The sequence below is a fragment of the Peribacillus sp. Hz7 genome (assembly GCF_042136355.1).
In the GTDB taxonomy this organism is placed as follows: domain Bacteria; phylum Bacillota; class Bacilli; order Bacillales; family DSM-1321; genus Peribacillus; species Peribacillus asahii_A.
In genome coordinates, this window is record NZ_JBHHJV010000020.1 from 48,444 (window position 1) to 57,695 (window position 9,252).

Annotated in this window: 6 protein-coding genes, 1 rRNA gene and 2 riboswitches; all 7 genes read left to right on the forward strand. The window is 38.7% G+C overall.

Going from position 1 to position 9,252, the window contains the following annotated elements:
• Positions 1-359: 359 nt before the first annotated feature.
• Entirely contained in the window at positions 360-1,316 is a 957-nt protein-coding gene (locus tag ACE199_RS19435; protein ID WP_375351231.1) for an AAA family ATPase, read from the forward strand.
• Entirely contained in the window at positions 1,316-2,467 is a 1,152-nt protein-coding gene (locus ACE199_RS19440) for a DUF58 domain-containing protein (RefSeq protein ID WP_375351235.1), read from the forward strand. Before ACE199_RS19435 ends, ACE199_RS19440 begins: the two co-directional genes overlap by 1 nt.
• On the forward strand, positions 2,457-4,595 hold the full coding sequence (locus tag ACE199_RS19445; RefSeq protein WP_375351232.1) for a transglutaminase TgpA family protein: 2,139 nt from the start codon (positions 2,457-2,459) through the stop codon (positions 4,593-4,595). Before ACE199_RS19440 ends, ACE199_RS19445 begins: the two co-directional genes overlap by 11 nt.
• Positions 4,596-4,624: 29 nt before the next feature.
• A riboswitch (purine riboswitch) is annotated at positions 4,625-4,726 on the forward strand.
• A 171-nt stretch (positions 4,727-4,897) separates the two neighbouring features.
• On the forward strand, positions 4,898-6,418 hold the full coding sequence (gene guaA / locus ACE199_RS19450) for a glutamine-hydrolyzing GMP synthase (RefSeq protein ID WP_375351236.1): 1,521 nt from the start codon (positions 4,898-4,900) through the stop codon (positions 6,416-6,418).
• Positions 6,419-6,795: 377 nt separating this feature from the next.
• Positions 6,796-6,945, forward strand: a complete 150-nt coding sequence (locus tag ACE199_RS19455) for a hypothetical protein (RefSeq protein WP_053594876.1) — start codon at positions 6,796-6,798, stop codon at positions 6,943-6,945.
• 323 nt (positions 6,946-7,268) lie between these two features.
• A riboswitch (purine riboswitch) is annotated at positions 7,269-7,370 on the forward strand.
• A gap of 103 nt (positions 7,371-7,473) precedes the next feature.
• Positions 7,474-8,775, forward strand: coding sequence for an NCS2 family permease (locus ACE199_RS19460; RefSeq protein WP_375351233.1), 1,302 nt, complete (start codon positions 7,474-7,476; stop codon positions 8,773-8,775).
• 406 nt (positions 8,776-9,181) lie between these two features.
• Positions 9,182-9,252 (forward strand): 16S ribosomal RNA (locus ACE199_RS19465); the annotation flags it as partial.

Sequence of the window (9,252 nt, forward strand, 5' to 3'; positions counted from 1 at the left end):
TAATTGATTCTTCCAGTTGAAGTATTTAATCAAACGTTTAATTAAATTTTGCAATTGTGCTTATACAGAGGTGAATCAAGTAAAAGTACATTCGTTATGCAAAGTATTTTCGTTAGTATTCTGCCTGTTGTCAAAAATATCTATTATAGAATGGACCGCGAATAAAGAACATCGATTCTATTATTCGCGGTCCATTCTATGTTTTAAAAATTAACAACGTTATTTAATAAAGCCAAATACAAAATAAAGTGGAGGAGATAGGCTTAATAGAAAAATAAGATTGTATAGTTATAGCCATACTGTATGGAGGATTATGTTTGGGGCTAGTCGAACTAGTTTAAGAGGGCAGGGGGGAGAATATGATGCAAGAACAAATACATCTGAAACTAGAAGAAGTGCTGAACAATATTGATCGAGTTGTGAGTGGAAAAAGGGAAGTCGCTGAATTAAGTATAGTTGCTTTACTAGCAGGGGGGCATGTACTGCTTGAGGATGTGCCGGGTGTGGGAAAAACTGTACTCGTAAAGGCTCTTGCGAAATCGATTGGAGCAACGTTTAAACGTATCCAGTTTACACCTGATTTGCTGCCATCTGATGTAACAGGTATTTCTATTTTTAATGCAAAGGAACAGGAATTTATTTTTCGTCCTGGGCCGATTATGGGACATATTATTTTAGCTGATGAAATTAATCGAACTTCACCGAAGACGCAATCAGCACTGCTAGAAGGAATGGAAGAAGCCAGTGTTACGATTGATGGAGAAACGAGGAAATTAGAGCAGCCATTCTTCGTAATGGCGACGCAAAATCCGATTGAACATGAAGGGACGTACCCGCTTCCGGAAGCGCAGCTTGATCGCTTTTTATTAAAACTGAAAATGGGATATCCGACTGTGGAGGAAGAGATGGAAGTATTGCGACGGGCAGGCTCTTATTCACCGCTTCAGGAGCTGCAGCCAGTACTTCGTTTAGAGGAGTTATTACAGCTGCAAGCAGAGGTAAAGGACGTCGTGGTAGATGATAAAGTGAAAGCATATATTATTGACCTTGCGCATCGAACACGAAATGATCTCCGTATTTATTTAGGAGTGAGTCCGCGTGGATCGATAGCTTTAATGAAGGCGGCTCAAGCTTATGCGCTATTACGCAGCCGGGATTATGTGCTTCCGGATGATATTCAGTATTTAGCGCCATTTGTGTTTGGTCATCGATTAATTTTACAACCGGAAGCACAATATTCTGCAGAAAATGCTGCGTTTATTCTTCAAGATATTCTTTCGACGACTTCAGTGCCAGTGAAGAGAGTGGCTACGTGATGAAGAACGTGAAAAGATATACAAAAGTGATAGGGCTGTTTAGTTTGCTTCTAGCTATGTTTATATTTACGATGTTTCAAGGTAGTTTTGTCAGTTGGTTTTTGTTTTATGCGGTGTGCCCTTTTGTTCTTTATTCACTGGCGTTGTCTTTTCATTCATTTCATGTATATACGGTGGAGCGAAAGATTACCAAGAAAGAATATTCAGTTGGAAGTGCAGTGGATGTTTACATTACAGTGACACGAAAAAGCCGATTTCCTCTTCTGTATTTATTAGTAGAGGAGCAGATAGAAGGGGCATCGCTTAGGCCGCCGCAATCTCTTTTATTTGTTGGCTTTACAAAAACGTTAACTTGGCAGTATACATTAGAACATGTTCCGCGCGGGGAGCACGTTTTTCAAGGGATACGTCTACATACCGGTGATGTACTAGGATTGTTTCACAAGGAACAAATGTTTAAAACAGAGGATACCATTCTTGTTTTTCCGGCTTATCATGAGCTAAGTTATCGGGAATTTAATCGATTATGGAGCGGTGAGCAAGGCTTTTCACAAAGAGCGCGCTCCCGCCAATCCGTCATTTCTGGTGTGAGAGAGTATCAGGCCGGCGATCAGCTCTCTTGGATTAATTGGAAAGCGACTGCAAAAGCGAATAAGCTCATGACGAAAGAATTCGATGAGCAAAGGAAGGAAATTTTTTATATTATTTTAGATCAAAGTTATACGGACTCATTTGAGGAAATGGTGTCCTTCGTTGCTTCTTTTGTTCATGCGGCGCTAAAGCGAGGGATACAGATTGGCTGGATTGATTCTATGCAGAATGTATATTTGCCAACAAGTAAAGGGGAGAGGCATAAGAGAGAGATTTTTTATGATTTAGCTCGTATACAGCCGAGTTTGAATCAAAGTTTACCCCGCGATATTCGAATGGGGATGCATCAAGCGAAGCTTATTGTGATGACGACTCAGTTAACCTTTGAAAAGCTTGAACACATATATGCGTATAGGAATAACCAAGCGGTTACTTGTTTTGTCGTGAAGGAACAGGTAAAAGATGAAGATTACATAGTGCAGGAAGTAGCTTTGAAACAAGGCGTACAGGTTCAGTTTGTGATATCGCAAACCGGGGGAGCGAGTAAGAATGATGCCTAAACGAATCGAAAATATAATACAACTATTCATCTATGTATTCTCATTTTTTCTCCTTACAGAATGGATGCGTCCGGTCTCGGAACTAACGGATACAGGGAATATGAAAGTGTTTATTCTGTTTATCATTTTATCATTAGCTGTTCACTTCTTTTCTCTTCACTGGCTTGCCCGTTCTGTTGTGTTAATAGGGTATATAGCTGCAGTTGTATATATGTTATATGATGATACACTGTTTTCGATAAGAGAGCTTGAAGTCAATATAGCTTATGTATGGAGTGGCGATTGGGTACTTATGACCAATTCGTTTCGGACCTTATTATTTTTTGCACTGTTATGGCTTGTGACGTACTTGATTCATTATTGGATTTATATGAAGAGCAATCTGTTTTTCTTTTTTAGTATGACGGTTATTCTTTTAGCGATTTTGGACACTTTTACTTTTTATAATGCGAGCGCAGCCATCGTTAGAGTCGTCATAGCAGGGGTTATGATATTGGGAGTAATGAAACTAGTTCATCTGTTTCCAGCGTTGTCGCTCCGCCTGTTAGGGAAATGGTCTATGTCGCTTATTGTTATGGTAGCCTTTTTTGTATCAATGGGTCTTCTCTTGCCAAAGCCTGGTCCACAGTGGCCAGACCCCATTCCTTTTATTCAATCCTTTTCTGAGCAGGCAAAGGGAGAGGACAGTGCAGCTTCCGTTAGTAAGGTTGGATATAGTGAGGATGATTCAAAACTTGGGGGTTCTATTGAGCCGGATTCGTCCGTTGTGTTTTATCATACAGCAACGACGAATGATTATTGGAAGGTAGAAAGTAAGAATGTATATACCGGGAAAGGATGGATTTCATCGGTTGGAGAAGGAACGGCCTTCCCGCTAGCTAATGGCGACGAGCTGACAGAGCTAGAGAATTACGAGGGGCCGGAGCAGGTAGCCACAAAAGCACTTGCGGCATCAATATCTATTATGGAGGATCAAGGACATATTCTTTATCCGGCAGGGAGTTATTTGAAAAACGTGAAGGCGGATGGGGTCTCATTTTTTCTATATGAACCGAATCTAAAGAAACTAACACCTCAGACGGCGGATGGAACTGTACAAGATATAAGTGAGTATATGGTGAATTATGAGCAGCCGCGTTATGATTTGTCGCAATTCCGAAAAGTAACAGAGGCTGATGAAACGATGGATGTATTGATGGACTTATATACGCAGCTGCCTGATAGTATCCCGAGTCGAGTGTATGATTTAGCAAAGGAACTGACAGAGAATCAATCAAATTGGTACGATAAGGTGAAGGCTGTAGAAGATTATTTCGATCAACCGGAATTTGTCTATTCAAAAGAGGACATTCCTTATCCAGCGAAGGATCAAGATTATGTTGATCAGTTTCTATTTGAAACAAAGATTGGTTATTGTGATAACTATTCGACTTCAATGGTTGTTTTGCTGCGAGCGGCAGGTATTCCAGCTAGATGGGCAAAGGGGTATACGGAGGGGGAGCGAACGGTTAAAGAAGGGGAGGTTATTTATCAAGTAACGAATAATAATGCACATTCTTGGGTGGAAGTGTATTTTTCTGGGATTGGATGGGTTCCTTTTGAACCAACGAAAGGATTTTCGAGTGAATCGGAATTTATTAATTCAGACAGGACAACTCATCGTGATACGGAACATTCTACTGTACGTGAGGATCAAGCCGAAACACTGCAGCGAGAAGAGAAGAATGCTGTCAGTGAACAAAGAGGAGCGAATGGGGAATTTATGGCGAGTATGAAGCCATTTTGGATAAGCTTAGGGACTGTAGTTATCGTTGTAATTAGCTTATTTCTTACTCGTCGAAAATGGGTGCCACGTTTACTGATTGCTCGTTATAAACGAAAATCCATTTGTTTTTCTGAAGCATATGAAGTGCTTGTTAAACAACTGCATGGTGCGGGATTAAAGCGTCTTGATGGGCAAACATTTCGTGAATATGCTGCTTATGTTGATTCGGTCTATGATACAAATCTAATGACCAAACTGACACGTCGCTATGAAATAATTCTTTATAGAGGAGATGAAGAAGGAGAAGCATGGAGGGAGCTTCAAGAGAGCTGGGAAACCTTAATGAGAAAAACTAGCTCTTGACCTTGTTTTTATTATACTGATACAATGACCGTAAAACGTATAGAACCCTTCATATATCCTCGATAATACGGATCGAAAGTATCTACCAAATCACCGGAAATGATTTGACTATGAAGGCGGATTTCAACGTGTAAACTAGAAATCTGCCTTTTTGTTATGATGAAGGCATATTTCTAGTTTTTTTTATGATAATATTCTGGTTATGGAAATAGTAAAAGTAATTGCTTGATTCGAAAGACTCAAGTGAAAATACATTAGTTGAGGTGACGATAGTGCCGGGGAAAACAGAAATAAACCAAGAAATGATCGTAGTACTTGATTTCGGAAGTCAATATAACCAATTGATTACACGTCGTATTCGTGAATTTGGTGTATATAGTGAATTACATCCACATACGATTACAGCTGAGGAAATTAAAAAATTGAATCCAGCTGGAATTATCTTTTCAGGTGGACCAAACAGCGTATATGATGAGTCAGCTTTCCGTTGCGATGAAGCGATTTTTGAATTAGGGTTACCGATTTTTGGGATTTGTTACGGGATGCAATTGATGACGCAATATTATGGTGGGAAAGTAGAGCCAGCGCAGCATCGTGAATATGGAAAAGCGATTCTTAATGTTCAAAATGATTCAGGTTTGTTTGCTAACTTACCAAAAGAGCAAACTGTCTGGATGAGCCATGGTGATTTAGTTGTTGAAACACCAGCAGGTTTCCAAGTAGATGCAACAAGTGCGTCTTGTCCGATTTCAGCGATGAGCGATCGTGAGCGTAACTTATTTGCGGTACAATTCCACCCTGAAGTACGCCATTCAGAATATGGAAACGATATTTTGAAAAACTTCGTATTTGAAGTTTGTGCATGTAAAGGCGATTGGTCTATGGGGAACTTTGTTGAAGTGGAAATGGAGAAAATCCGTCAAACAGTTGGCGACAAAAAAGTTCTATGTGCATTGAGCGGTGGAGTAGATTCTTCCGTTGTGGCTGTGTTAATCCATAAAGCCATTGGTGATCAACTAACATGTATCTTTGTTGATAACGGTCTACTTCGTAAAGGGGAAGCAGAAGGTGTAATGAAAACCTTTAGCGAAGGCTTCCATATGAATGTTATTAAAGTGGATGCAGCTGATCGTTTCTTAGACAAGCTAGCAGGCGTTTCAGACCCAGAGAAAAAACGTAAAATTATCGGTAATGAGTTTATTTATGTATTCGATGATGAAGCAACGAAATTAGAAGGTATTGATTTCTTAGCTCAAGGTACACTATATACTGATATTATCGAGAGTGGAACGGCGACTGCTCAAACGATTAAATCACATCATAATGTTGGCGGGCTTCCTGAAGATATGCAGTTTACGTTAATTGAGCCGCTTAATACGTTATTTAAAGATGAAGTACGTGCTCTTGGAACAGAACTAGGTATTCCAGATGAGATTGTATGGCGTCAACCATTCCCAGGTCCAGGTCTAGGTATTCGCGTTTTAGGCGAAATTACAGAAGACAAACTGGAGATTGTTCGTGAATCTGATTTTATCCTGCGTGATGAAATTAAAAAAGCAGGCTTAGATCGCGACATTTGGCAATACTTCACAGTGCTTCCGAACATCCGTAGTGTAGGTGTTATGGGCGATGGTCGTACGTATGACTACACAATCGGTATTCGTGCAGTAACGTCTATTGATGGGATGACATCTGATTGGGCGCGTATTCCGTGGGAGGTACTTGAAACGATTTCAACACGTATTGTTAACGAAGTAGCTCATGTAAACCGCGTGGTGTATGACATTACGAGTAAGCCGCCAGCAACAATTGAGTGGGAGTAGGACTTGCGAATAATATAATCTAAATAGGTTACGCAGTCATACTAATGTCTAAGTTGAATTGTTAAGTACTAATATTGTGATTAACGTACAACTATTTATATTTCAAAAATTAAACTCTCTTCTAGTTATTTATAACAAATAACTAGAAGGGGAGTTTTTATTTTGGTCAAAATTAGTGATTTGATTGATGATTTTAAAATGAATCAGCAAATTCAAGGTCGTAAAGATAAGTATAATGAATGACTATTTGGCGATGAATTATTTTACTAAGTTTTTAATGTTTTTACGCATATATGCAGGGTTAGCAGTACACTAATAAGGTATATTATATTTGTTGAATAGATTCTCTTTAAGGACAAGAAAAGTAGGTGAACAAAGTGGGGAAATATCAATTGGATACCAAAGGTAAGGTAGCTGTGACAAAGTATCATGAAAAACACAAGCCTGCCAAATTTGATAAAAAGCAGCAACTTGAAAAAATACGTGCGGAGTATTTGAAAAAGAAGCAAGAGCAAACAGATAAATAATATGAATGAAAACATACAAGAGGTTCACCTGCTACAATTGAGTACAAGAATTACATGAATTGAATGGATTTTTCTGTTTTGATAAAAAGCGTAAAACACTTATGTATCAATGGTTAGTGAGCGTGCTGTATGATATTACGAGTAAGCCGCCGGCAACAATTGAGTGGGAATAATAGGGTTAATTCCTTATAAATTCCGTATATTATTCTTGTTTAAAGAGGAAAAATAATCTAATCACGAACGATAGAAGATTTAATTATCTGAACATTCGTCTTGAATATTGACGTGTGTATTAGGAATTGTTACACTATGCCTATATTTATTAAATTAAAATAATGTTTCGTCGTATAATATCGGAAATATGGTCCGAAAGTTTCTACCAAGCTGCCGTGAACAGCTTGACTACGATGTAAAAGAATTTAGGTATAGATGTAGCATTTGTAAAGCCCCTCTTTTACATGTAGTTAAGCTCCGTTCGGTAGAGAACGGAGCTTTTTTCGTATATGACGTTGCGGAGGAGACTAGGGAATGAAGAAATACTTTCAGTTTGAAGAACTAGGTACGAATTATCGCCGTGAAATTATCGGCGGAATTACGACGTTCTTGGCTATGGCGTATATTTTGGCTGTTAACCCTAATATATTAGGAATGGCTAACATGGATAAAGGAGCGGTATTTACGGCAACCGCTTTAGCAGCTGCAATCGGTTCCATACTGATGGGGTTAATTGCAAAATTCCCAATTGCACTTGCACCAGGTATGGGGCTAAATGCATTCTTTACATTCGGTGTTGTCCTGGGAATGAAAATTCCTTGGGAAACGGCTTTAACAGGGGTACTGATTTCTGGGGTTGTGTTTGTTCTTTTATCAGTATCAGGTATTCGTGAAAAAATCATTAACGCGATTCCAGCAGAATTAAAACATGCGGTTGGGGCTGGGATTGGTTTATTTATTGCATTTGTAGGATTTCAAGGTTCAGGAATTATCGTAGATAATCCAGATACATTGCTTGGATTTGGAGAGTTAACAGGTAATGCACTACTAGCTATATTCGGTATTGTGATTACGGTTATTTTATTAACAAAAGGAATTAAGAGCGGTATTTTCTTTGGGATGGTTATTACAGCGATCGTCGGAGGGATTTTTGGACTGGTTTCTACTCCTGAAGCGGTTGTAGGTACTGCTCCGAGTCTTGCTCCAATTTTTGGAGCGGCGTTTGAAGCATTTACTGATGTAAATAGCTTGTTTACAGTAGATATACTAGTCGTGATTTTAACATTCTTATTTGTTTCATTCTTTGATACAGCTGGTACATTAGTAGCTGTTGCTCAACAAGCGGGACTTATGAAAAATAACGTACTTCCGGGAGCGGGTAAAGGGTTACTTGCAGATTCACTTGCCATTGTATCAGGTTCAATTCTTGGTACATCTACAACAACGTCTTATGTTGAATCAACTTCTGGTGTTGCAGCAGGTGCTCGTAGTGGTTTTGCAGCAATTGTAACAGGTATCTGTTTTATTTTAGCCTTATTCTTTGCTCCGTTATTAGCGGTTGTTACATCAGCTGTAACAGCTCCGGCGTTGATTATTGTTGGGATACTGATGGTTTCATCACTTCGTTTAATTAAATGGGATCAATTTGAAGTAGCTGTTCCAGCCTTCTTCACAGTTGTTATGATGCCATTAACTTATTCGATTGCTACTGGTATTGCTTGTGGTTTCGTATTTTACCCAATCACAATGATAATGAAAGGGAAAGCGAAAGAAGTACACCCAATCATGTATGGACTGTTTGTAGTCTTTGTTCTATATTTCATCTTCTTGAAATAATACGAAAAAAACGTTTTTAAAAGGGAATTGGATGGAGAGACGCAAGGAAATTGCGAGTTTTCTCTATTCAATTCCCTTTTTTATTGTGGATAACATAATGCTTTGAAAACAAAAATTTTATTAATGTAAGAATGATGAAAATATAAAATGGATAGATTTTTTTAAATTTCGGTTGACGGAGTGAAAATAAAATGTTATCTTATTAAAACAGCGTTTACGAGACAATATTTAAGAAAAATACTTCTAAAAAAGTGTTGACTTAATTTCGAGTAAATGATATATTTAGAAAGTCGCTTCTGCAAGATAGCGGAAATTGCTCTTTGAAAACTGAACAAAACAAAGCGCCAACGTTAATTTTTTAAGTGAGCACACACTATAAAAAAGTGCAACATGAGCAAGTCAAATTCTATCGGAGAGTTTGATCCTGGCTCAGGACGAACGCTGGCGGCGTGCCTAATACATGCAAGTCGAGCGAAT